Genomic DNA, 22822 nt, shown 5'->3' on the forward strand with positions numbered 1-22822 from the left:
GAGCACTATTAATGAAGATTCGTCCATTACATGACCGTGTTATTGTTAAACGTAAAGAAGTCGAAGCTAAATCAGCAGGCGGTATCGTACTGACTGGCACAGCGGCGGGTAAATCTACTCGTGGCGAAATTTTAGCCGTAGGTCAAGGCCGTATTATGGAAAACGGCGACGTTAAACCGCTGGATGTTAAAGTTGGCGATATCGTAATTTTTAACGACGGTTATGGCGTTAAAACAGAAAAAATTGATAACGAAGACGTGCTTATCATGTCTGAAAGCGACATTTTAGCAATTGTAGAAGAATAATTTTTCTCTTTTAAGATCTTCTTAAACTGAACGAATTCAAAGGAAATATACGATGGCAGCTAAAGACGTCAAATTCGGTGTAGATGCTCGTAATAAAATGTTACGTGGTGTTAATGTTCTTGCAGATGCAGTTAAAGTAACTTTAGGCCCTAAAGGTCGTAACGTTGTTTTAGATAAATCTTTCGGCGCACCTGTTATTACTAAAGATGGTGTATCTGTTGCACGTGAAATTGAACTCGAAGATAAATTCGAGAACATGGGTGCACAGATGGTGAAAGAAGTTGCTTCTAAAGCCAATGATGCGGCAGGTGACGGTACTACAACTGCAACAGTATTAGCACAATCAATCATTGCCGAAGGCTTAAAAGCAGTTGCTGCTGGCATGAACCCAATGGATCTGAAACGCGGTATCGATAAAGCCGTTGTTGCAGCAGTCGAAGAACTGAAAAAACTGTCTGTTCCATGTTCAGATACTAAAGCGATTGCTCAGGTTGGTACAATTTCTGCTAACTCTGATGAAACCGTCGGTACTTTGATCGCGCAAGCGATGGATAAAGTTGGTAAAGAAGGTGTTATCACCGTTGAAGAAGGTACTGGCTTAGAAGATGAGCTAGACGTTGTTGAAGGTATGCAGTTTGACCGCGGTTATCTGTCTCCTTACTTCATCAACAAACCTGAAACGGGCACAGCAGAATTAGAAAACCCATTCATTCTGTTAGTTGACAAAAAAGTTTCTAACATCCGTGAATTACTGCCTGTATTAGAAGGCGTTGCTAAAGCTAACAAACCTCTGCTTATCATTGCAGAAGATGTTGAAGGTGAAGCACTGGCAACATTAGTTGTGAACAACATGCGTGGTATCGTTAAAGTTGCTGCTGTTAAAGCACCTGGCTTTGGTGATCGTCGTAAAGCAATGCTGCAAGATATTGCAACATTAACTAACGGTGCTGTGATTTCTGAAGAAATCGGCATGGAGTTAGAAAAAGCGACATTAGAAGACTTAGGTCAAGCAAAACGCGTTGTTATCAACAAAGATACAACAACGATTATTGATGGTTTAGGTGATCAAGACGCAATTAGCGGTCGTGTATCTCAAATCCGTCAACAAATCGAAGATGCAACTTCAGATTATGACCGTGAAAAATTACAAGAACGCGTTGCTAAATTAGCTGGCGGTGTTGCAGTAATTAAAGTCGGTGCAGCAACTGAAGTTGAAATGAAAGAAAAACGTGCTCGTGTTGACGATGCTCTGCACGCAACTCGCGCAGCAGTTGAAGAAGGCGTTGTTGCTGGTGGTGGTACTGCTCTGGTTCGTGTTGCGAACGCTCTGCGTGAGATGGTTGGTGATAACGAAGAACAAACAGTAGGTATCCGCGTTGCATTACGTGCAATGGAATCCCCAATGCGTCAAATCGTTGCTAACGCAGGTGAAGAGCCATCTGTTGTTGTAAACAACGTGAAAGCAGGTGAAGGTAACTACGGTTATAACGCTGCAACAGATGTTTACGGCGATATGATTGATATGGGTATCTTAGATCCAACTAAAGTTACTCGTTCTGCACTGCAATTTGCTGCATCTATCGCAGGTCTGATGATCACAACAGAAGCGATGATCACAGATTCACCTAAAGACGACAAAATGGATTTAGGTGGCGCTGGTGGTATGGGCGGCATGGGTGGAATGGGCGGCATGATGTAATTCATCAGCTAACTGTTTTACACAAAAAACCCGAGCTTAGGCTCGGGTTTTTTTATGCATTTTTACTTCAGAAGTCTCTAATAATTTATTTTTTATATAATTAGAAACAACTTATTTCTTTACAACTAGACAACAGATCGTTTTTACTGCATCGCTTAAAAAATAATTAAATAAATTGGGGTGTTCACCATGTCTGTCGTCGCCATCGTGCTTATTTTTCTTTTTGCCGTGATTGTGAGTGTATTTATCTCTCGATTACTGTCAGAAAAAATTCCTTTGCCCTTGATCCAGATTGCTGTCGGAGCTTGTTTATCTATCTTTGGCTTTGAAGTTGATTTCGATCCGCATCTTTTCTTATTCCTGTTTATTCCTCCATTGCTCTTTTTAGATGGTTGGCGTATTCCCAAAGAGGCGTTATTCCAAGAAATTAAACCGATTATGTCGCTGGCAATTGGTTTAGTCGTAGTGACAGTGATTGGTATGGGCTTTTTTATTCACTGGCTTATTCCTTCAATTTCACTTGCGATTGCTTTTGCATTAGCGGCAATTTTGTCACCAACCGATCCTGTTTCAGTTTCGGCTATGACCGTAAATTCGCCACTTCCTTCGCGTATGACGCATATTTTAGAAGGCGAATCATTGCTTAATGACGCGACAGGTTTAGTCTGCTTTAGCTTTGCTGTTGCAGCTGCATTAACGGGATCTTTTTCTATTGCTTCAGCGACAGGACAATTTTTAGTTGTGGCTTTAGGTGGTGCTGCAATTGGATTAATTGTGGCGGGCGTTATTGGTCGATTAAATCAGTTTTTGGTTAAACGTACTGGTGAAGATCCGGCTATCCAAATCTTGATAAGCTTGTTGATGCCATTTATTGCTTATTTATTGGCAGAGCATTTCCATGTATCGGGGATCTTAGCCGCAGTTGTTGCTGGTATTGCAATGCACTACGAAAAAATCGTGGGTCGTATGCAAGCCGCTACACGTATGCAAAGTAAAGCGGTTTGGGATACTGTTCAAGTTGCACTTAATGGGATGATCTTTATTTTATTAGGTGAACAACTTCCTGCAATGTGGAAAGTGTTACCTGAAGTGACGCAATCAGCAGGCGCGACTAATCCGTGGGCGGTGGTAGGTTATATCATCATTATTACGATAGGGCTTGCCGTATTACGTTTTACATGGGTGTGGATCTCTATGTCGCTGACCGTGTTTCGCTCTCCTGATAAGCGTTTATCTCGCCATGATCTGCGCTTAATGGCCATTATGGCAACCGCAGGAGTACGAGGCGCAATTACACTAGCAGGTATCTTAACCCTTCCTTTATTAATGACAGATGGTTCACCTTTCCCAACCCGTGATCTCGCTATCTTTATTGCCATGGGCGTTATTCTCTGTTCATTATTAATTGCAACTATCGCGTTGCCGATTTTAACCAAAGGGCTATCAGAAGATTTACCGTATGAAGATGATGAAATACGCACTCGTTTAGCATTAAACGAAGCGGCGATTGCTCATATTAATGAATTGATGAATCAACCTTGTGAAGATCTCGATGAAATGTCATTGCGTATAGAAGCGGGTTCTCATTTATTAGAAATCTACAGCCGTCGTCTTGATAGTGAAGACAGTGTGCAAGAAGGAGCACTTGATCTTAAACGCTTGTTTAGTATGGAACGTAAATTATCGCGTAGTGCTTTAAAAGTTGAGCGAGATGCATTGCAACAATTACGCAAATCTCGTCATATTAGTGAACATATTTACCATCGTTTACGACATGAGTTGGATTTAAAAGAAGAAGCACTGAATCATCATTTGAGTTAATTTGGATAATATTATCTTCAGATAGCGGTTTGCTGTCTGAAGATTTTTAAAAAATGAACTAATTGTGTGTTCATTCTCGCACTGTATAGACCGAAAATAAGCCAGATCGTTTTAAAAGCATAAAAGCGGTGTAGAATAGAGGCATTATTGCTTTGTCTATCTCAAAGCTGAATTTGTACGTTAAAATAAGTTTAAAGCGAAAATAATATCTTAAGGCTATTGGCTAATGTGAGATAGCAATGATGATTTATTTTTGCGCATAATAGGGATGACAAGGTATATTGTTGTCGTGACTAAACGGACACTCAAATAAATGAGGGGATCATGCGAATTAAATTGTTATTGGGAGCTGCTGCAGCGTTGTTACTAGCAGGCTGTTCTGCAACAAACACATTAAGCACTGCGGGCTCACAGGTACAAATCACTGATACGCAACCAGGCAGTGAATGCCAATTATTAGGAACAGTGACAGGTGTTCAGAATAACTGGTTATCAGGTTCCCGTACTGAAAGCCAATCACTGCGAGGTGCTGCTAACGATCTACGTAACAAAGCAGCCGCAATGGGTGGTAACGTTATTTTTAACGTTGGTACTGGCGCAGGTAGCTTTGTTGATAGCTTTGCACCATTAGATAGCAAAATGAGTGGACAAGTTTATAAATGCCAATAAGGGCATTTAATTTATTCACTATTTATTAGTCTGCTAATAGATAAAAAAGCTGTAGTCACTTCATCTATTTGAACTGAACTACAGCTTTTTTGTTTTTGTGGTATTGATTATTGCTGGCGTAACCCAAGATCTAACAATGTTTTACTCGGTTCACCACCGATTTCACGCGTGAGTTTGGGAACCATATAACCTGAAACTAAGCTCATCAGTGCTTTCATAATTTCTCTCGCTTCACTGTCTGGCACCATAAAGTGAGCAGCACCTTGTACTTTATCTAAAACGTGTAAGTAATACGGCATAACACCGGCATCGAATAGTGCACGACTTAAATCCGCAAGGACTTCAGCACTGTCATTGACACCTCGTAATAACACACCTTGATTCAATAAAGTGACATTGGCATTTTTTAGTTTTGCACAGGCTTCTCTTAATGCATCATCAATCTCATTGGCGTGATTGGTATGCAGTACCATGATATTTTGCAAACGTGATTGTTGTAAGCGCTGACATAGCGCATCAGTGACACGTGCTGGAATGACCACAGGTAAACGAGAATGGATACGTAAGCGCTTAAGATGAGGAATAGCCTCTAATTGTGTAATCAACCAATCAAGCTCATCATCTTTCGCCATAAGGGGATCTCCCCCAGAGAAGATGATTTCATCGAGTTTTGGGTTATTTTTGATATACTCAATTGCTTTTTGCCAATTCGCTTTATTTCCTTTGTTATCTTCGTAAGGAAAATGACGACGAAAACAGTAGCGACAATTGACAGCGCAACCACCTTTGACCAGAAGCAATGCACGATTCTGATATTTATGTAATAAACCCGGCACCGCATTTTGTTGCTCATCTAACGGATCCGTAGAAAATCCCGGTGTTATGGTAAATTCAGCATTTGCAGTTAATACTTGTAAAAGTAATGGATCGTTAGGATCGCCTTTTTTCATGCGTGCAACGAATTCACGGGGAACCCGTAGCGGAAAAAGCCGTCGCGCCTGAGCCCCTTTTTGGAGATCAGCGTGATGTTCCAACGCTAAAAGTTGGAGTAATTCAACAGGATCACTGATTGCCTGCGCGAGTTGTGTTAACCAGACTTCTCTGGTGGGGTGATTATGAGTTACAATGTGTGCCATTTTTTGGCTATGCCATTTTAAATTAAAAAAGTTAGAGGATATTCATGGCTTCTTATAATACCAACGATTTTCGTTCAGGTCTTAAAATCATGTTAGATGGCGAGCCAGCCGTCATTACTGAATGTGAATTTGTTAAACCAGGTAAAGGTCAGGCATTTGCTCGTGTGCGTCTGCGTAAACTGATTTCTAACAAATTACTGGAAAAAACATTTAAATCTACTGATTCAGCAGATGGTGCTGATGTCATGGATATCAACTTAACTTACCTGTACAACGACGGTGAGTTCTGGCATTTCATGAACAATGAAACCTTCGAACAATTAGCAGCAGATGAGAAAGCTGTTGGCGAAAACGCTAAATGGCTGATCGACCAAGCTGAGTGTATCGTAACATTGTGGGATGGTCGTCCTATCGCTGTTGTTCCACCAAACTTTGTTGAATTAGAAATCGTTGATACTGATCCAGGCCTGAAAGGTGACACCGCAGGTACAGGTGGTAAACCAGCAACATTAAGCACTGGTGCGGTTGTTAAAGTTCCACTGTTTGTACAAATCGGTGAAGTTATCAAAGTTGATACTCGTTCAGGTGAATACGTATCGCGCGTAAAATAATCGCGTAGATTATTTTACTGAGTGCAACGTTAAGCACAATAAATAATTACCGCAGATAATGTTAAATATCTGCGGTATTTTTTTATTTTAATTTATAAATATTGATTAATAGGCAGTATTTTCTTTCTAAAAATTTGAGTGATTTGTATTACTGCATTATTTAATTTTTTGTGTTATTATTTTGTTTCTGATTTATTTATCCCTTCATTATATCTAATGCCAAAATAGAATGCCGTATTCAATATTGGAATTGGTAAAAAATAACCATTTTCTTAGAATGAATGTGTAGGTTGTTTTGGTAAAGATAATCCACAGCAATATTTATTTAAGTTATTTTGACTTTCCTTTAAGAGATATTGAAGAGTATAGATAAAAACATTAATCCTGTAATATTATTGATCTTTATTTTATATTTTAGTTGTACTAGGGAAACCCTTTCAATATAGACATTTACTTTGATATATCTCTTTTGTTTTTTTTAGAAACACTTTATTATCTATTTAATCCTTTCTATTGGTTGTTCATTTCTTTATTTTAAAATATTTTAACGTGTCCAAAAATAACGTTTCTATACCTATTTTTTTAAATATCCTATTTAAAAATTATTTATTATAAATAAAAAATTTATTTATTTTTCAAAGATTGAGCTAGTGCCATTTGCTCGCTACACTAAAAAATACTTAAAACAATAAATCAAAAGTAGGTGAACAATGGAACATCAACACTCTGATGCAGTAAATGCCCCATTACGTATTACCTCTAAAACCCGTGATGTTGGAGGGATTGAAACTTATCGTGCTTTACCTGATAAAAAACAACGCTTAATTGGACCGTGGTGTTTTCTCGATCATTTAGGCCCCACCGTTTTTAATGACTCTGTCGATAAATTAGCCATTTCGCCACATCCCCATATTGGCTTGCAAACCTTTACTTGGATGTTAGATGGGGAAATATTACATCGTGATAGCCTCGGTTTTCAGCAAGTTATTCGTCCTCAACAAGTTAATTTAATGACAGCAGGGCATGGTATTAGCCATTCAGAAGATAGCCATGGTGATAAAAAAGAAGTTCATCTGGCACAATTATGGATAGTGTTACCAAACGATAAAAGAAATATGCCACCGCGTTTTGATCACTATCCTGACCTACCCAAATGGCAAGCCGACGGTGCTGATTTCACGTTATTAATTGGTGATTATCAAAATCAGAACTCTCCCGTATTATGTTTATTACCCATGGTTGGCATGGATATTATGGCAAAACATGCCACTCGTATTCTTTTATCATTAAATCCTAAATATGAGTATGGGCTTTTTGTCTTAACGGGAGAAATGATAATAGAAGGGGAAACCTTTGCTGCGAATGAACTTGCTTATATTGGGATACAAAACCCAGAGTCATTAACGATTGAACTTAGTGATAATGCCCAAATTCTCTTTTTAGGTGGTGAACCTTTAAATGAAAAAATTTTGATGTGGTGGAATTTTATTGGTCGTAGCAAAGAGGAAATTCAGCAAGCAATTACCGATTGGAATGCGGGCAGTGAGCGTTTTGGTAAAGTGGTTAATGATGAAAGAACACCGCTGGTATCACCTTTAATGCCTTAATCCTATGTTATAAAGGTAAGTCTTAATATTACGCGTTTAAACTTAGCTGAGTTATCTAAATATAATTCAGCTATTTTTTTCTTTGTACTCCACCATTTTTGATACTTCATCATAGTGACGACGAAATTGTTGTTTAGAACACACCTCTTACTGTCAACGTCATTATTGTCGACACGTCATTCTTAGTCCCTCTCTTTATTTCTATCTGATTGATTTTTATCGCAAATAATTTAAATCCTCTCTTGGCATGAAATATGCTTTATCTAAAGAAAAATTGACGACAGTAATGCTGTTAAACGTTTTTCTCGGAGGATGTGGCGAATGAATCGCTTTGTAATTGCAGAGCCACAACGATGCATAGGGTGTAATACCTGTATGGCAGCTTGTTCAGAAGTTCACCAAGCTGTGGGTTTACAGGCGCATCCGCGTCTTACAGTGGTAAAAGTGGAGGATCAGACAGCACCGATGCTTTGTCGGCACTGTGAGGATGCTCCTTGTGCTCGCGTGTGCCCAGTCAATGCCATCACTCATGAAGATAATATGATCTTTCTTAATGAGAGCCTGTGTATTGGCTGTAAGTTGTGTGGTCTGGTTTGTCCTTTTGGTGCAATTACACCATCAGGCAGTAAACCCGTTAACTTACCGGCTGTTTTTGAACACTTTGTGCCTGAAGAAATGTTGGCTGATGTACCAGCAAGCCTTCCAACAACCAACCCATTCCTTGCATGGAATGTGGGTGTCCGCGCAATCGCAGTGAAATGCGATTTATGTGCTTTCTCAGATGAAGGCCCTGCTTGTGTCAACGTATGTCCAACAGATGCATTGCATTTAGTTGAAGAAGACAAACTTGAAGAGCAGATGAAAACGCGTCGCTTAGGCTCAGTGATGGAACCAATTACCAGTCTTGACGATTTATCTACTTTGACACAGGAGCGGAAGTAATATGGAACCTCTTCAGTTACTGCTGTGGTCAGTCATCCTGTATGTTGTTGGTGGCGTTATTGCACTGTTTTTAAAAAAACAGGAAGGGTTGGCAATCCTTATTTCAGGGATCAGCGCAATCATTGGTGGTGTCTTAGGTATTTTAAGTGCATTACCGGTTATTTTTGGTGGTGAAATCGCGACTTTTACTGCCGCAGGGCCTTTCGATTTTGCCGCCTTCGTAGTGCGTATGGATATGTTAGGCGCCTTTATGGTGTTCGTCATTTCATTACTGGTCAGCGTGTGTGCGCTTTATTCTCTTGCTTATGTACAAGAATATAAAGGACGTGGCGCTTGGAGCATGGGATTCTTTATGAATCTGTTTATTGCTTCTATGGTTGGCTTAGTCGTGATGGATAATGCGTTCTACTTTATTATCCTATTCGAAATGATGTCACTGGCTTCTTGGTTCTTAGTTATTGCTGACCAAAATGACGAATCTATTCACGCAGGTCTACTTTACTTCTTTATCGCTCACGCAGGCTCCGTGTTAATCATGATTGCCTTCTTCTTGATGTGGCGTGAAAGTGGTAGCCTAGATTTTGATTCATTCCGTCAACTTTCTCTTTCTCCTGCAATGGCCTCTGTGGTGTTCTTACTGGGCTTTTTTGGTTTTGGTGCCAAAGCCGGTATGTTGCCATTACACAGTTGGTTACCAAAAGCTCACCCCGCAGCACCTTCACATGCATCGGCATTAATGTCAGGTGTGATGGTCAAAATTGGTATCTTCGGGATAATCAAAGTGGGTATCGATTTACTGGGTGCAACAGAAATGTGGTGGGGGATTGTTGTCCTCGCATTCGGTGCAGTTTCTTCTGTACTGGGTGTTATGTACGCATTAGCAGAGCACGATTTAAAACGTTTACTTGCATGGCATACCGTTGAAAATATCGGCATCATCTTAATGGGTGTTGGTGTAGGTATGGTAGGAATGGCAACTGACCATCCTGTTATTGCTGCACTTGGCCTGTTAGGTGCTCTATATCACTTATTAAACCATGCGGTGTTCAAAGGATTATTATTCCTAGGTGCTGGTGCCATTATTAACCAAATTCACACTCGTGATATGGATAAAATGGGTGGGTTAGCCAAACTGATGCCTTACACTGCAACAGCATTTTTAATTGGTTGTATGGCGATTTCCGCGTTACCACCATTAAACGGTTTTGTAAGCGAATGGTATACCTATCAATCTCTATTCACGATGAGTCACGAAGGTAACTTTGTGATGCGCTTAAGTGGTCCTATTGCCATTATTATGTTGGCAATTACAGGGGCATTAGCGGCAATGTGTTTCGTTAAAGTCTATGGTGTTAGCTTCTGTGGTGGCCCTCGTAGTGAGCAAGCAACAAAAGCAAAAGAAGTGCCATTACCAATGACGATTGCGATGGGTTTATTAGCCCTTTTCTGTGTTGTGTTAGGTGTGGGTGCTGCTTTTGTCGCACCAATTATTGCAAATATTGCAATGTCTCTTAGCGAAACCAGCGCATTAACTGTGGCTCAAGGCTCTATGCTTGTTCCTGATGCTGCATCGCAAGCAATGTTCTCTCCAGCATTAACATTTGTTTTATTAATTGCTCTACCGCTTATCCCATTCCTGATTTACCTCGGCCTGAAAGGCAATCAACCAGCGTTCCGTCGCAAAGGTAATCCTTGGGCGTGTGGTTATGTGTGGGAAAAAGACATGGCAGTGTCAGCAGGTGGCTTTACTCAAGCATTACGTAGCATGTTTGCACCACTTTATCGTATGCGTAAACAACTTGATCCATCTCCATTGCTGTCTCGTGGTTTTAATAAAACACAGCTCGGTGCTGAAAAGGTCGAACCATTCTGGGATGAACGCATTATTTATCCTCTGGTTCGTGGTATCCAACGCTTTGCAAAACGTATCCAATGCCTACAAGGTGGGGATTTCAGACTCTATTGTCTATACGTTGTCGCAGCGCTGGTCATCTTGCTTTTAGTCATCGCAGCGTAAGGAGAGGGACTTATGACTTTCCAAGAAGCACCTACGTTAATGATGGGAATATTCGCACTTATACAAGCACTCTTTTTGCTGGCGATAACCCCATTATGTACAGGTATTTCGCGCACAATTCGCGCCAAGATGCACTCTCGTCAAGGCCCTGGAATTCTGCAAGATTATCGAGATATCTTTAAGTTATTTAAACGTCAATCAGTAGCACCTGAGCAATCTGGTGTGATCTTCCAAGTGATGCCATATGTGTTACTCGGAAGCATGTTGGTGGTTGCTATGGCGCTGCCTGTCTTTACAGCAACATCACTGTTTGCGGGTGCAGCGGATCTTATCGCACTGATTTATCTGTTTGCACTTTATCGTTTCTTCTTCTCTTTATCTGGTTTGGATTCAGGAAGCCCATTTGCGGGTATTGGTGCTAGCCGTGAATTAACACTGGGTGTGTTAGTTGAGCCAATCTTAGTGTTATCACTGATTGTGGTGGCTTTAATTGTGGGTTCAACCAACGTCGGCACTATCAGTGCAACACTTGCTCAAGGTTGGGTATCACCAACTGCCACACTGTTAGCGCTATTAGCTTGTGCTTTTGCCGCATTTATCGAAATGGGCAAAATGCCATTCGATGTTGCGGAAGCTGAGCAAGAGTTACAAGAAGGGCCATTAACTGAGTATTCAGGCTCTGGTTTTGCAATGGTAAAACTGGGTCTTGGTTTAAAACAAGTGGTTGTGGCTGAACTGTTCTTAGCCATCTTTATTCCTTTCGGTAAAGCAACAGAATTCACCTTTATTGCATTGATCATTGCGCTAGTTTTAATGGCAGTGAAATTGTTAGTAGTGTTTGTATTAGCGTCATTGGTTGAAAACAGTTTAGCGCGTGGTCGCTTTTTACTGACTCACCATGTGACATGGTTAGGATTCGGTGTTGCGGCACTGGCTCTTGTTTTCTATTTAACCGGTCTATAAGGAGCGATGATTACAATGGAAAATATAGCTCTTGCGACCTTACTCATCCCATTTGCGGGGGCGTTGATTACGTCCTTAATGCCAAATCGGATGGCGAAGTGGTTATGTACACTGTTCGCTTTATTAGCCACATTAGGAACGGTTGTTTTAGGTTGGCAGTTCCTCGCTGAAGGTAAAGTCGATACCACAATTACGCTAGTACAATATGGTGATGTTGCGCTCTTTGGTTTTACCATTGACCGTGTCAGTACATTGATTGCTTTCGCTGTTGTGTTCTTAGGATTGTTAGTGAGTTTTTACTCTACTGGCTATCTGACCAATGGCAACCGTGAGCATCCACATGATGGTACTCGTCGCTATTATGCCTTTTTACTGATTTTTATTGGTGCAATGGCGGGGTTAGTCCTTTCATCGACTATTTTAGGTCAACTCCTGTTTTTCGAAATCACAGGGGGATGTTCTTGGGGATTAATCGGTTACTACCAATCTGAAAAATCACTCCGCTCAGCAATGAAAGCGTTGTTGATAACTCACGTTGCTTCAATCGGTCTTTATCTTGCGGCAGCAACCTTGTTTGTGAGTACGGGTACCTTTGAGTTAACTGCAATTGCAACCTTAGATGAACCAACCAAACTGATTGTGTTTGGTGGAATTCTCTTTGCTGCTTGGGGTAAATCAGCTCAATTACCACTGCAAGCTTGGTTACCTGATGCAATGGAAGCACCAACTCCTGTGAGTGCTTACTTACACGCAGCATCAATGGTAAAAGTCGGTGTTTATATCTTTGCTCGTGCGATTATGTCAGCAGATGGTGATGTCCCTCATCTTATTGGTTGGGTGGGTATTACCATGGCGGTTATCACGTTGATTTATGGCTTTATGATGTATCTGCCACAAAAAGATATGAAACGCCTGTTAGCATGGTCAACCATCACTCAGCTCTCTTATATCTTCCTTGCATTATCTATTTCTATCTTTGGACCGCGCGAAGCGTTTGAAGGCGGTATCGCTTATATCTTTAACCATGCCTTCGCTAAAAGTTTGTTCTTTTTAGTTGCGGGTGCGCTGAGTTATAGCTGTGGTACTCGTATGTTGCCTCGCTTAAAAGGGTTAATTAACAAATATCCATTATTGGGTGTCGGTTTCTGTGTTGCCGCACTGGCAATCGCAGGAGTTCCACCAATGAATGGTTTCTTTAGTAAATTCCCAATTTTTGCCGCAGGTTTTGAACTGTCGAGTGTTTTCTGGGTGATGACACCAATTATGGTGCTAGTACTGATTGAATCTGTTGCTAGCTTCACTTGGTTTATCTACTGGTTTGGTCGTGTTGTTCCTGGCAAACCAAGTACAGAAGTTGCACAAGGGCAACCTGTTCCTATGGCAATGCAAATTGTGATTGGAATACTGATTGTTATGTCCTTTGCATCCAGTGTTATCGCAGTCACTTGGCTAGGATAAGGGAGATAAATCATGACTGGAGCACTTATCGTAAACAATTTGGCGGGGTTAATGATGATCACCTCGCTACTGGTGATTGGCGCTAAAAAGCCGATTGCTTCATGTTGGTTCTATGCATTACAATCTTTCGTTTTAGTGATGATTTTCGTCACTTTAGCCAATACATTGGATGCACACCAACTCACACTTTGGGCGATTACCGCCTTCTTTACTAAAGTTCTGCTTGTGCCACTTATTTTAGGATTTGCATTCCGTAAGTTATCCGATCCTAGTGCGAATATCAGTGTTATTAGCCCTGCACTTTTAATGTTGCTGGCTGCTGTTATCGTTATTTTAAGTTGGTTTGTGGTTGAGCCAATTCAAATACCAATGGTTGTTGATTTGAAACCTGCACTCGCGGTTTCTTTAGGACACTTTATGTTGGGTCTGCTTTGTATCGTGACTCAACGAAATATCCTAAAACAAGCTTTTGGTTACTGCTTAATGGAAAACGGCTCTCACTTAACACTGGCACTATTAGCGTGGAGAGCACCAGAACTGGTCGAAATCGGTATCGCCACTGACGCCATCTTTGCTGTGATTGTTATGGCAGTGTTGGCTCGTAAGATTTACCGCACGCTCAACACACTGAACGTGGATCAACTGACCGCGCTGAAGGGGTGAGGAGATGAACCAAACAACCATGTTAACAATTTTAATGTTTGCACCGTTGGTATTTTCAATACTGGCGTTTCTAAGTCCGTTATTAAAAGCGGGTGCGCGTCCTGTCGTGACGGGTATTCATGCTATTGGTATCACCGTATTGTTAATCGCTGCATTAGGGACTGTGGCAGATGTCATGTCTCATGGCGAAATATTGGCTGCTGCTAATTGGGTTCATGTGGATAGCCTCGGCGCATTATTCCTTGCCATCTTAGGTATTATCGGCTTTTTAACGGGGCTTTATTCTATTGGCTATATGAATCATGAAGTGGATGAGGGTGAAATCTCAGTGCGCACTTTGTGTAACTACTATGGTTTCTTCCACCTCTTTTTATTCACCATGTTATTAGCAATCACGAGTAATAACTTGATATTAATGTGGGCTGCGATTGAAGCAACAACCCTGAGTTCTGCATTCTTAGTCGGAATTTATGGTCAACGTTCTTCTCTGGAAGCTGCGTGGAAGTACATCATCATTTGTAGTGTGGGTGTGGCATTTGGCCTTTTCGGTACTATTTTGGTTTATGCCAATGCCGCAAGCTTTATGCCTGATCCAGATCAGGCTATCTTCTGGACTGAAGTGTTGAAATATACAGACCAGTTAGACCCAACACTGATGCATTTAGCTTTTGTCTTTATTTTAATCGGTTTCGGTACCAAAACGGGTTTATTCCCAATGCATGCATGGTTACCCGATGCGCACAGTGAAGCACCAAGCCCAGTCAGTGCGCTGTTATCAGCTGTACTACTGAATTGTGCACTGCTAATCATCATTCGTTACTACATCATTATTGATGCGGCAATTGGTACTGAATTTACACGTAACTTATTGTTAATCTTTGGCTTCCTCTCTGTTGCTATCGCGGCGTTCTTTATCCTTATTCAGCGTGATATGAAACGTCTTTTAGCATATTCCAGTGTGGAAAATATGGGATTAATCGCCGTCGCATTAGGAATTGGTGGACCGATCGGTATTTTGGCTGCTTTATTCCACACCTTAAACCACAGTCTGGCGAAAGCACTGTTGTTCTGTGGCTCTGGTAACGTGTTATTGAAATACGGTACTCGTGATTTAAATGTCGTGAAAGGCATGTTTAAAGTGATGCCATTAAGTGCCGCTCTTTTTGCTGGTGGTGCTTTAGCGTTAGGCGGTATGCCTCCTTTCAACGTCTTTATCAGTGAATTTATGATTGTTGTAGCAGGTTTAGCTTCTCAGCACATTGGCTTAACTATCCTATTATTATTGTTATTGACCGTGGTATTAGGTGGGTTAGTTCGTATGGTGGCTAAAACTGTCTTTGGTCCAAAACCTGATGTTGTTGCTAAAGGTGAACTGGGAATTTTAACCACATTACCAATGGTCATTCTGATTGCACTTATGCTGTTAATGGGAACTCACATTCCTAAGCCTGTTAGCGAGCTGTTAGAAAATGCCGCTAATATCGTGATGAATATTGATAAAAGTGAGTCACCTACTTATGCATGGCCAACGGCTTTAATCAGCAATCCATCCACATCGGTTCAGGAGATGTAACGTGAGCTACCAAAATTATGTCAGTAGAAAAGAGGGAAAAGAATTAGGCGGAGATTATGTTGCCAAAGTTCGTGAAAAATTCCCATCAGCTGTTCTTGATGAAGAGCGACAAACCGCTGATCAATTGACGATAACAGTAAAAACGGAATCACTTCCTGAAGTGGTGGAATACCTGTATTACGGCTTAGGCGGTTGGTTACCTGTTTTATTTGGTAATGATGAACGTAGTTTAAACGGGGACTATGCTGTTTACTACGCATTATCAATGGAAGAGGGTGAAAAGTGCTGGGTTGTTGTAAAAGCCCATGTTAGCCCAATCACTTTAGAATTCCCGTCAGTAACACCGCGTGTACCTGCTGCGGTGTGGGGCGAACGTGAAATCCGTGATATGTACGGCCTTATCCCTGTTGGTTTACCTGATGAACGTCGTTTAGTGCTTCCAGATGACTGGCCTGAAGAGATGTATCCACTGCGTAAAGACGCGATGGATTACCGCCAACGTCCAGCACCAGCAACTGAAGTTGAAACTTATCCTTTCTTGAATGAAGGTAAGCAAGATGCACGTGTTGTACCAATTGGCCCTATGCACATTACCTCAGATGAACCGGGACACTTCCGCTTATTCGTAGACGGTGAAAACATTGTCGATGCTGATTACCGCATGTTCTATGTTCATCGTGGTATGGAAAAACTGGCTGAAACCCGTATGGGTTATAACGAAGTTACATTCTTATCAGACCGCGTGTGTGGTATTTGTGGTTTTACTCACAGTGTGGCGTATGTGACTTCTGTTGAAAATGCGTTAGGCATTGAAGTGCCTCGTCGTGCGCATACCATTCGTTCTATCTTATTAGAAGTCGAACGTCTTCATAGCCATTTATTAAATATTGGTTTAGCTAGCCACTTTACAGGCTTTGATACTGGTTTTATGCAATTTTTCCGTATTCGTGAAAAATCAATGCAAATTGCAGAAATGCTGACCGGTGCGCGTAAAACGTATGGCTTAAACTTAATTGGTGGTATTCGTCGCGATATCTTAAAAGATCAGCGTCTGAAAACAATTCAGTTAGTTAGAGAAATGCGTCTAGAAGTCACTGAACTGGTAGATATTCTTCTATCAGCGCCTAATATGGAACAGCGTACAGTCGGCGTAGGTATTTTAGATAAGAAAGTGGCTCGTGATTTCAGCCCAGTAGGTCCAATGATCAGAGCAAGTGGCTTTAAACGTGACGTGCGTTTTGACCACCCATTTGCAGATTATGGCAATCTTCCACTGACTCTATTTAGTTATGAAGGTGGCGACGTATTCTCCCGTGTGATGGTACGTATCAAAGAGGTTTTGGATTCAATGGCAATGATTGAATACGCCTTAGATAATTTGCCAGAAGGTCCATTGTTAACCGAAGGCTTTACTTATCAACCTTATAAATTTGCACTAGGCTTTACTGAAGCACCACGAGGCGAAGACGTTCACTGGAGTATGTTGGGTGATAACCAAAAATTATTCCGCTGGCGTTGTCGTGCTGCAACTTATGCTAACTGGCCTGTATTACGTTATATGTTGCAAGGAAATACCGTCTCTGATGCGCCGTTAATTATCGGTAGTCTTGACCCTTGTTATTCCTGTACTGACAGGGTAACGCTCGTCGATGTGAAAAAACGTAAATCTAAAACAGTTTCTTATAAAGAAATTGAACGTTACAGCATCGAACGTAAAAATTCGCCGCTCAAGTGAGGGAATGAACGATGTTAAAATTGTTTAAAACCATAATCAAAACAGGCGAAGCAACGACCAAATATCCGTTTAAGCCTCTGGATTTACCTGATGGTTTCAGAGGAAAGCCTGAATATGATGCACAGCAATGTATTGTCTGTGGTGCTTGCACCGCAGCCTGTCCTGCTAATGCGTTAACGATGGAAACGAATTTGGAAACAGGCGAGCGTCATTGGCAATTATTCATTGGTCGCTGTATTTACTGCGGTCGTTGTGAAGAAGTTTGCCCAACAAGAGCGATTGTTTTATCCGATATGTTTGAAACGGCAGTGACTAAAAAGTCAGATCTTTATATTAAAGGGACTTTTAAATTATTGAATTGCCGAGAATGCCATCAACCATTTACGCCTAGAAAATCAGTTGAATATGCGATGGAACTATTAGTGCAATCAGGTTGGGATGAGCAAACTGTTGAAGCGATGCGCCCACAATTTGAAACTTGCCCTGAATGTAAGCGTAAACATAACTTGTTATCTGATGGTCGTGAAAATATTAGTATGGGCGAAATTGGGAGTACAATAAAATGAGTCTACCAGAAATTCCCATTAATCATCATGTTAGCCAACCGATCACCCTTGATGATCAGGTACAAAAGCTAAAACAGACATTGTTGAAAGATATTCAGCGTTCAGCCTATGTTTATCGTGTTGACTGTGGTGGTTGTAATGGTTGTGAGATTGAAATTTTCTCCGCAATTACACCGGTTTTTGATGCTGAACGTTTTGGTATCAAAGTGGTAGCCTCACCTCGTCACGCTGATATTTTATTATTCACTGGCGCAGTAACGCGCCAGATGCGTGTACCTGCATTACGTGCTTATGAATCAGCGCCAGATCCAAAAATCTGTATTTCTTATGGCGCTTGTGGCTGTGGTGGCGGTATTTTCCACGATCTCTATTGTGTATGGGGTGGTAGTGAATCTATCGTTCCTATTGATGTGTGGATACCCGGTTGTCCTCCAACACCAGCGGCAACGATTTATGGATTTGCTGTTGCACTGGGTTTGTTAGACCAAAAATTAAAAGGTGAATCACACATTGAAGTAGAAAATGAGAAAGCATCTCTAATTCTGCCTTCGATTCCTTTAGATGCTCGAGTGATGATTGAGCGTGAAGCACGACGTCTTGCTGGTTATTATCAAGGAAGACAAATCAGTGATCATTTCCTCACCTTATTAGAAGGTGCCACTATTCAAGAAGTAAGTGGACGTGTTGATGAATGGCTACGACAAGCAAACGATCCTCGTTTATCTGAGATTGTAAAACGTCTGGTCTATTCATTAAGCCAAGGGGGAATTTATGCCTGATGACGCTAAAGTTTACTTTTGGTCACTAAGACAAAAGTTTGTTGATAGCGATGATGATATTCCTGAGCAAGCGCAACAGGTGATGTACTATTCGCTCGCGATTGGTCACCATGTGGGTATGATTGATTGTCTAAAAACAGAGCTAGTCTGTCCTTTAGAAAAATATAAAGCATGGATTGATTTATTACCTGAAGGTGAAGCAAAACGCAAAATGCAAGGATTGCTGACATTCGGTGAAATCAATATTAACTCGGAGCATACTCACTTATTAGCGTTAGCCTTTGATCCTATTATCAAAAATGACGATCCTATTTTTAGTGAATGGAGTCAAACGCTGATTAAATTACTGGGTGAGATCCACGCAGAACCTGCTATTTATTTGATTGTGAAGAGAAAACCATGAGTAAAGCAATGACAGCACCTAAAGTGGTATTAACGGTTGGCAACAGCATGATGGGCGACGATGGTGCAGGTCCTCTGCTTGCTGAGTTAATGGAAGCAAATCCCATTGATGGATGGATTGTTATCAACGGGGGAAGTGCACCTGAAAATGTCTCTTATCAAGTAAGAGAACTACAACCTCAATGTGTTGTCATTGTTGATGCAGCTGATATTGGTCTAAACCCCGGTGAAATTAGGGTGATAGATCCTGATTACATAGCGGAAATGTTTATTATGAGCACCCATAATATGCCGCTGAATTTTCTTATCGATCAATTAAAAGATGATATTCCAGATATCACTTTCTTAGGTATCCAGCCCGATCTCGTCGGTTTTTATTATCCAATGACCGAAGCGGTAAAAAATGCCGTTGATGAAGTGTATCAAGGGATTAAGTCTTGGCGAGTTGATTACTTTCCAGAACTTGAAGTCTGCGATGAAGAAGATATTGAAGAATAAAAATACAACAAGTATCCACTGATTATTTATATAAATAAAAACTAAAACATCCGCTTTGCGGATGTTTTTCGTTAATGACACTTATATTACTCATTAACTACAAAAATGAGTGCTAATGACACTTATATTACTCATTAATTGGAAGGCGTTCTTTTAATAGTAAAGATAAAACATGTGGTGAAGAAGGAACAAGTCCTACCTTTAAGCCAAAAGGTTTGAATACTTTATTAATGATATCAGCAGAGTAATTACCTCTATCATTTTCTATTTCAGATAAGGTTTTGCGTGAAACATTAATGAGTTTTGCATAAAGATCTTGATTCAAACCTAGGACTCTAATCCTTAGCATTTTCAATGCTTCTCCTTGAGTTATTTCTCCGAATAACAGATGTGCCATAATCTTGCTAATGACTTGTTTTCTATCAGTTGTTGCTACAAACTGATGATTCTTAGAAGCTCTAGTGGGAAATTTATCTATGTGATTTTTATTTTCAACATTGTTCATGGTAATAATCCCCAGCGTTCTAATTTATTAGGTATGAAATCAAAGCCAAATGAAGGCATGGTCAAAATTTGCGTAGGTACATCCCTCATTTCTAATCTTTCTTTTAAAGTCAGTAATTGTTGTGCTGTTTCTTTTAATGCTTTAAGTAATTGTTCTGGCGATATAAAATCAGATAAGGAATCTGCAATATTAATAAAATTGTACTCACCACCAATTTCACTTTGAGAGCTCCATTTTGTCGTTCTAGCAATACCTTCTGGATCAGCTTTCATTGGGGCAAAATCATAAATAGGTGCGAGATAAATTGCGTTGTTATATCTTATAAAAGAAGTATTTCGCCCATGATTATCGCTATTACCAAAAATAATATTCAATAAATCTCGCCTTACCCATTCGATAATAAAATTTGCCGTATCAAATTGAAAACCAAATTCAGTAACCATATTACTGTGGGTAATCTTATCTATTAATTCTTTGATAACAGTTTCATGATATAGCGTTGTACCTGGTGCTTTATTCAATATGGAATAGACGGACTCCATAGCTAAACGAATAATTTTGTTATCTTCTATTTTTATATCAAACCGAGGCAGCCATAAAGAAGGGTAATTATCACCTTCTTCTAAACGCATATCATTAATTGGGATCGTATCAAATCCCATATCTGTGAGTTCGTGATAAAAATGATATTCTGCTCTTAAGATATTACAATCTACAGTTGAACGGCTTCCTCTAGGAAACTTAACTAAATAATGCTTATCAAGATTAGATATATCGTCTTGATAAGTATCAATCCAAACTTCCTCATTATCGTTGCATCTTAATAATAACTTAGGTGCCTCACCTCCAGCCCCTGTTGCGCCACCTGCTGCTGCTCCTTTACGTTGAGCATAATCTAAAAAATCACTCGCTCGATTTTTTACATCATTAATAGTGAAAAAAAGATTTCTATTTAAGGGAGATGGTATGGGTAATGACTCTTTCACCCTTAAGTTTCCAATGGGAGAAATCGTACCGTTATGAAGTAATTTATAATTTTGTTGTTCAATGCTAAGTTCAGCAATATCAAGATATTGGATCCAATATCGCCGACTCGCTCCACTAGGTACAATATCATCTAAGAATTTAAGCCAGCCTGGTGAGCCATTATCATCAAAATAAAGTTCAACAGGATGATTAATAGAAACGGCATGGTGATCATCTTGATAAAGATGCTCTATTGAATAACTTGTTTCATACTCCAACTCTGTAATTGGATAAGTAATATCATATTTATTGGCATATAACATGCGGTCATACTTAGGAAAATTAATAATGGCAATATCTGTCCATTCTTGATTCAGGAAGGCTTGTAATGTTATCTTTTCCATATCAATTATCCTTCATACCCTAATGAGTGATATATTACTCATTAAAGCATAAAAAAGAATTTAATGACACTTATATTACTCGTTAACTGCAAAGATGAGTGCTAATGACACTTATATTACTCATTAATAAATAGCACAACGACTGATAACATGTTTTTTCTGTATAAACCTTAATTTTTCCTTTAGTTATTTCTTTTAAAAAATAAACCACCTTAACCCTTTCTTCATGGGATATCTTCAAAGTTAACTATACTTATTCTTTATTAATAATGATTTTTACTTCGAATCGGCAGAAAAGTAACTTTTTATTTAAGCATAACGAGTGAATAGCAAGAATAGCTCCATATTGAGGTTGGTATCTTTGCTATCCTTAACCAATATGTTCAGAACGAAAGTTACTTATTAGAAAGAATAAAAGGTTGGTTATGTCTTCTTTTGTACCTCAATTAAGTATTATCGTTGCCGTTTATAATGGTGAGAAATTTTTATCGAAATTTTTTAACTATTTACAAGCGCAGAAACTACCGAGTTGGGAGCTTATTCTTGTTAATGATGGTTCTAAAGATAATTCACTGAAATTACTTTATGAATGGGAAGATAAATTCCCTGATGTCACTATTTTGACACAAGAAAACCAAGGCGTTTCCGTTGCTCGCAATACTGGTTTTCATGCTGCTCGTGGAAAATACGTCGCTTTCCCTGATATTGACGATGTTATCGATGCTAGAATGTATTCTCGTTTGCTCGAAATCGCTCTTGCTGATGATTTAGATATTGCGACTTGCAATGGTAATTATGTCTATGCAGATGGACGACCTTCACGACCTATATTCCCATCTAACCGATTACATTCAACCGATGTTTTAACTGGGCCACAATGGCTAGAAATGGCATTAAATTCTAAGAAATTTTTGCATGTGACTTGGTTAAATATTTATCGACGCGAATTTCTACTTGCTCATGGTTATTATTTTGAGCCTGGTTTACATCATCAAGATATTCCGTGGACAACAGAAGCATTATTAACCGCTAAACGTGTTAAATATATTGATGAGCGTTACTACGATTACTTTATTCACTCTGGATCTGTTTCTCACACAACACCTAATGATTCTATTCATGTTAGAACAATTCATAATTACATGAAAATATTAGAAATGCTTGATGCTATTAATCAAAAGCATAAGGAAGTGTCTCAAAATATCAATGCATGTTATTGGCAAATAGCAAAAGAGGGGTTGGGGATCATCCATTCAATTGGTTCTATTCAATCTATTGAAGTTAAAAAAAAGATAGTTAAAGAGTTTTTTGATAGAGGAATATGGTCATTAATTTGGAATAATGCGAAAGATTTTAGATTGCGTTGGCGTCTAGGACGACGCTATTTTAAATTAAAAAGAATATTAAATTCATAATCACAAGAAGGCACAATAATGTGCCTTTTTTATTTTCAGTGCATATTAAATAAAATGAAATAATCTAATTTCGTTAAAAAGTCACTTT

The 22822-nt window shown here is 39.8% G+C and carries 21 protein-coding genes; 18 read left to right on the top strand and 3 right to left on the bottom strand.

The window, feature by feature from the left end; genetic code table 11:
• Nucleotides 1-11: 11 nt before the first annotated feature.
• From ABN236_RS07430 to ABN236_RS07445, 4 genes are all read left to right on the top strand, one after another.
• Entirely contained in the window at nt 12-305 is a 294-nt protein-coding gene (locus ABN236_RS07430; protein ID WP_036914050.1) for a co-chaperone GroES, read from the top strand.
• A gap of 52 nt (nt 306-357) precedes the next feature.
• The gene (gene groL / locus ABN236_RS07435; protein WP_088494536.1) at nt 358-2004 is read left to right on the top strand and encodes a chaperonin GroEL; all 1647 of its coding nucleotides are present in this window, start codon (nt 358-360) and stop codon (nt 2002-2004) included.
• Between the two features lie 189 nt (nt 2005-2193).
• Complete coding sequence (locus tag ABN236_RS07440) at nt 2194-3825, top strand: Na+/H+ antiporter (RefSeq protein ID WP_088494537.1); 1632 nt, start codon at nt 2194-2196, stop codon at nt 3823-3825.
• Between the two features lie 324 nt (nt 3826-4149).
• Nucleotides 4150-4494 (top strand): DUF4156 domain-containing protein, encoded by a 345-nt coding sequence (locus tag ABN236_RS07445; RefSeq protein WP_023582946.1) that lies wholly within the window; start codon nt 4150-4152, stop codon nt 4492-4494.
• Between the two features lie 107 nt (nt 4495-4601).
• Here ABN236_RS07445 and epmB read toward each other — a convergent pair whose 3' ends face one another.
• Nucleotides 4602-5630: an EF-P beta-lysylation protein EpmB gene (gene epmB, locus ABN236_RS07450; RefSeq protein WP_088494538.1), complete on the bottom strand. Its 1029-nt coding sequence runs from the start codon at nt 5628-5630 to the stop codon at nt 4602-4604.
• 44 nt (nt 5631-5674) lie between these two features.
• On the opposite strand from epmB, the gene efp reads away from it, so the two are divergent.
• The 13 genes from efp (at nt 5675) to hycI (ending at nt 19444) form a co-directional block, all read left to right on the top strand.
• On the top strand, nt 5675-6241 hold the full coding sequence (gene efp, locus ABN236_RS07455; protein WP_088494539.1) for an elongation factor P: 567 nt from the start codon (nt 5675-5677) through the stop codon (nt 6239-6241).
• 710 nt (nt 6242-6951) lie between these two features.
• Nucleotides 6952-7848, top strand: coding sequence for a pirin family protein (locus tag ABN236_RS07460; protein WP_318621266.1), 897 nt, complete (start codon nt 6952-6954; stop codon nt 7846-7848).
• 321 nt (nt 7849-8169) lie between these two features.
• A complete protein-coding gene (locus ABN236_RS07465; protein WP_075673437.1) occupies nt 8170-8790 on the top strand; it encodes a 4Fe-4S dicluster domain-containing protein in 621 nt (206 codons plus the stop codon).
• 1 nt (nt 8791) lies between these two features.
• Nucleotides 8792-10807: a hydrogenase 4 subunit B gene (gene hyfB / locus ABN236_RS07470; protein WP_349473695.1), complete on the top strand. Its 2016-nt coding sequence runs from the start codon at nt 8792-8794 to the stop codon at nt 10805-10807.
• 12 nt (nt 10808-10819) lie between these two features.
• Complete coding sequence (locus tag ABN236_RS07475) at nt 10820-11770, top strand: respiratory chain complex I subunit 1 family protein (protein ID WP_006536164.1); 951 nt, start codon at nt 10820-10822, stop codon at nt 11768-11770.
• Between the two features lie 6 nt (nt 11771-11776).
• Complete coding sequence (locus tag ABN236_RS07480; protein WP_088494542.1) at nt 11777-13228, top strand: hydrogenase 4 subunit D; 1452 nt, start codon at nt 11777-11779, stop codon at nt 13226-13228.
• A 12-nt stretch (nt 13229-13240) separates the two neighbouring features.
• Nucleotides 13241-13891 carry a hydrogenase 4 membrane subunit gene (hyfE, locus tag ABN236_RS07485; protein ID WP_036934333.1) on the top strand — a complete coding sequence of 217 codons (651 nt, stop codon included), beginning with the start codon at nt 13241-13243 and terminating at the stop codon, nt 13889-13891.
• Between the two features lie 4 nt (nt 13892-13895).
• Entirely contained in the window at nt 13896-15464 is a 1569-nt protein-coding gene (locus ABN236_RS07490; protein WP_088494543.1) for a hydrogenase 4 subunit F, read from the top strand.
• A gap of 1 nt (nt 15465) precedes the next feature.
• Entirely contained in the window at nt 15466-17199 is a 1734-nt protein-coding gene (locus ABN236_RS07495; protein WP_088494544.1) for a hydrogenase large subunit, read from the top strand.
• Nucleotides 17200-17210: 11 nt separating this feature from the next.
• Complete coding sequence (hyfH, locus tag ABN236_RS07500; RefSeq protein ID WP_069369752.1) at nt 17211-17765, top strand: hydrogenase 4 subunit H; 555 nt, start codon at nt 17211-17213, stop codon at nt 17763-17765.
• A complete protein-coding gene (locus tag ABN236_RS07505; RefSeq protein WP_072069032.1) occupies nt 17762-18544 on the top strand; it encodes an NADH-quinone oxidoreductase subunit B family protein in 783 nt (260 codons plus the stop codon). Before hyfH ends, ABN236_RS07505 begins: the two co-directional genes overlap by 4 nt.
• Nucleotides 18537-18947 (top strand): formate hydrogenlyase maturation HycH family protein, encoded by a 411-nt coding sequence (locus tag ABN236_RS07510; protein WP_088494545.1) that lies wholly within the window; start codon nt 18537-18539, stop codon nt 18945-18947. Before ABN236_RS07505 ends, ABN236_RS07510 begins: the two co-directional genes overlap by 8 nt.
• Complete coding sequence (hycI, locus tag ABN236_RS07515; protein WP_088494546.1) at nt 18944-19444, top strand: hydrogenase maturation peptidase HycI; 501 nt, start codon at nt 18944-18946, stop codon at nt 19442-19444. Before ABN236_RS07510 ends, hycI begins: the two co-directional genes overlap by 4 nt.
• Nucleotides 19445-19571: 127 nt before the next feature.
• Here hycI and ABN236_RS07520 read toward each other — a convergent pair whose 3' ends face one another.
• Both ABN236_RS07520 and ABN236_RS07525 read right to left on the bottom strand, forming a co-directional pair.
• Nucleotides 19572-19949, bottom strand: a complete 378-nt coding sequence (locus tag ABN236_RS07520) for a helix-turn-helix transcriptional regulator (protein WP_270755359.1) — start codon at nt 19947-19949, stop codon at nt 19572-19574.
• On the bottom strand, nt 19946-21319 hold the full coding sequence (locus ABN236_RS07525) for a type II toxin-antitoxin system HipA family toxin (protein WP_349473696.1): 1374 nt from the start codon (nt 21317-21319) through the stop codon (nt 19946-19948). Before ABN236_RS07525 ends, ABN236_RS07520 begins: the two co-directional genes overlap by 4 nt.
• 425 nt (nt 21320-21744) lie before the next feature.
• On the opposite strand from ABN236_RS07525, the gene ABN236_RS07530 reads away from it, so the two are divergent.
• On the top strand, nt 21745-22734 hold the full coding sequence (locus ABN236_RS07530; protein ID WP_349473697.1) for a glycosyltransferase: 990 nt from the start codon (nt 21745-21747) through the stop codon (nt 22732-22734).
• Nucleotides 22735-22822 lie beyond the last annotated feature (88 nt).

It is taken from the genome of Proteus sp. fly-1013 (assembly GCF_040140245.1).
In the GTDB taxonomy this organism is placed as follows: domain Bacteria; phylum Pseudomonadota; class Gammaproteobacteria; order Enterobacterales; family Enterobacteriaceae; genus Proteus; species Proteus mirabilis_B.

Bases quoted from the DNA above. Each gene is read 5' to 3' on its own strand.
- ABN236_RS07525 (WP_349473696.1), bottom strand. From the start codon at position 21,319: ATGGAAAAGATAACATTACAAGCCTTCCTGAATCAAGAATGGACAGAT.
- ABN236_RS07460 (WP_318621266.1), top strand. From the start codon at position 6,952: ATGGAACATCAACACTCTGATGCAGTAAATGCCCCATTACGTATTACC.
- ABN236_RS07475 (WP_006536164.1), top strand. From the start codon at position 10,820: ATGACTTTCCAAGAAGCACCTACGTTAATGATGGGAATATTCGCACTT.
- efp (WP_088494539.1), top strand. From the start codon at position 5,675: ATGGCTTCTTATAATACCAACGATTTTCGTTCAGGTCTTAAAATCATG.
- hycI (WP_088494546.1), top strand. From the start codon at position 18,944: ATGAGTAAAGCAATGACAGCACCTAAAGTGGTATTAACGGTTGGCAAC.
- groL (WP_088494536.1), top strand. From the start codon at position 358: ATGGCAGCTAAAGACGTCAAATTCGGTGTAGATGCTCGTAATAAAATG.
- hyfE (WP_036934333.1), top strand. From the start codon at position 13,241: ATGACTGGAGCACTTATCGTAAACAATTTGGCGGGGTTAATGATGATC.
- hyfB (WP_349473695.1), top strand. From the start codon at position 8,792: ATGGAACCTCTTCAGTTACTGCTGTGGTCAGTCATCCTGTATGTTGTT.
- hyfH (WP_069369752.1), top strand. From the start codon at position 17,211: ATGTTAAAATTGTTTAAAACCATAATCAAAACAGGCGAAGCAACGACC.
- ABN236_RS07430 (WP_036914050.1), top strand. From the start codon at position 12: ATGAAGATTCGTCCATTACATGACCGTGTTATTGTTAAACGTAAAGAA.
- ABN236_RS07520 (WP_270755359.1), bottom strand. From the start codon at position 19,949: ATGAACAATGTTGAAAATAAAAATCACATAGATAAATTTCCCACTAGA.
- ABN236_RS07465 (WP_075673437.1), top strand. From the start codon at position 8,170: ATGAATCGCTTTGTAATTGCAGAGCCACAACGATGCATAGGGTGTAAT.
- ABN236_RS07505 (WP_072069032.1), top strand. From the start codon at position 17,762: ATGAGTCTACCAGAAATTCCCATTAATCATCATGTTAGCCAACCGATC.
- ABN236_RS07445 (WP_023582946.1), top strand. From the start codon at position 4,150: ATGCGAATTAAATTGTTATTGGGAGCTGCTGCAGCGTTGTTACTAGCA.
- ABN236_RS07510 (WP_088494545.1), top strand. From the start codon at position 18,537: ATGCCTGATGACGCTAAAGTTTACTTTTGGTCACTAAGACAAAAGTTT.
- ABN236_RS07440 (WP_088494537.1), top strand. From the start codon at position 2,194: ATGTCTGTCGTCGCCATCGTGCTTATTTTTCTTTTTGCCGTGATTGTG.
- epmB (WP_088494538.1), bottom strand. From the start codon at position 5,630: ATGGCACACATTGTAACTCATAATCACCCCACCAGAGAAGTCTGGTTA.
- ABN236_RS07490 (WP_088494543.1), top strand. From the start codon at position 13,896: ATGAACCAAACAACCATGTTAACAATTTTAATGTTTGCACCGTTGGTA.
- ABN236_RS07530 (WP_349473697.1), top strand. From the start codon at position 21,745: ATGTCTTCTTTTGTACCTCAATTAAGTATTATCGTTGCCGTTTATAAT.
- ABN236_RS07480 (WP_088494542.1), top strand. From the start codon at position 11,777: ATGATTACAATGGAAAATATAGCTCTTGCGACCTTACTCATCCCATTT.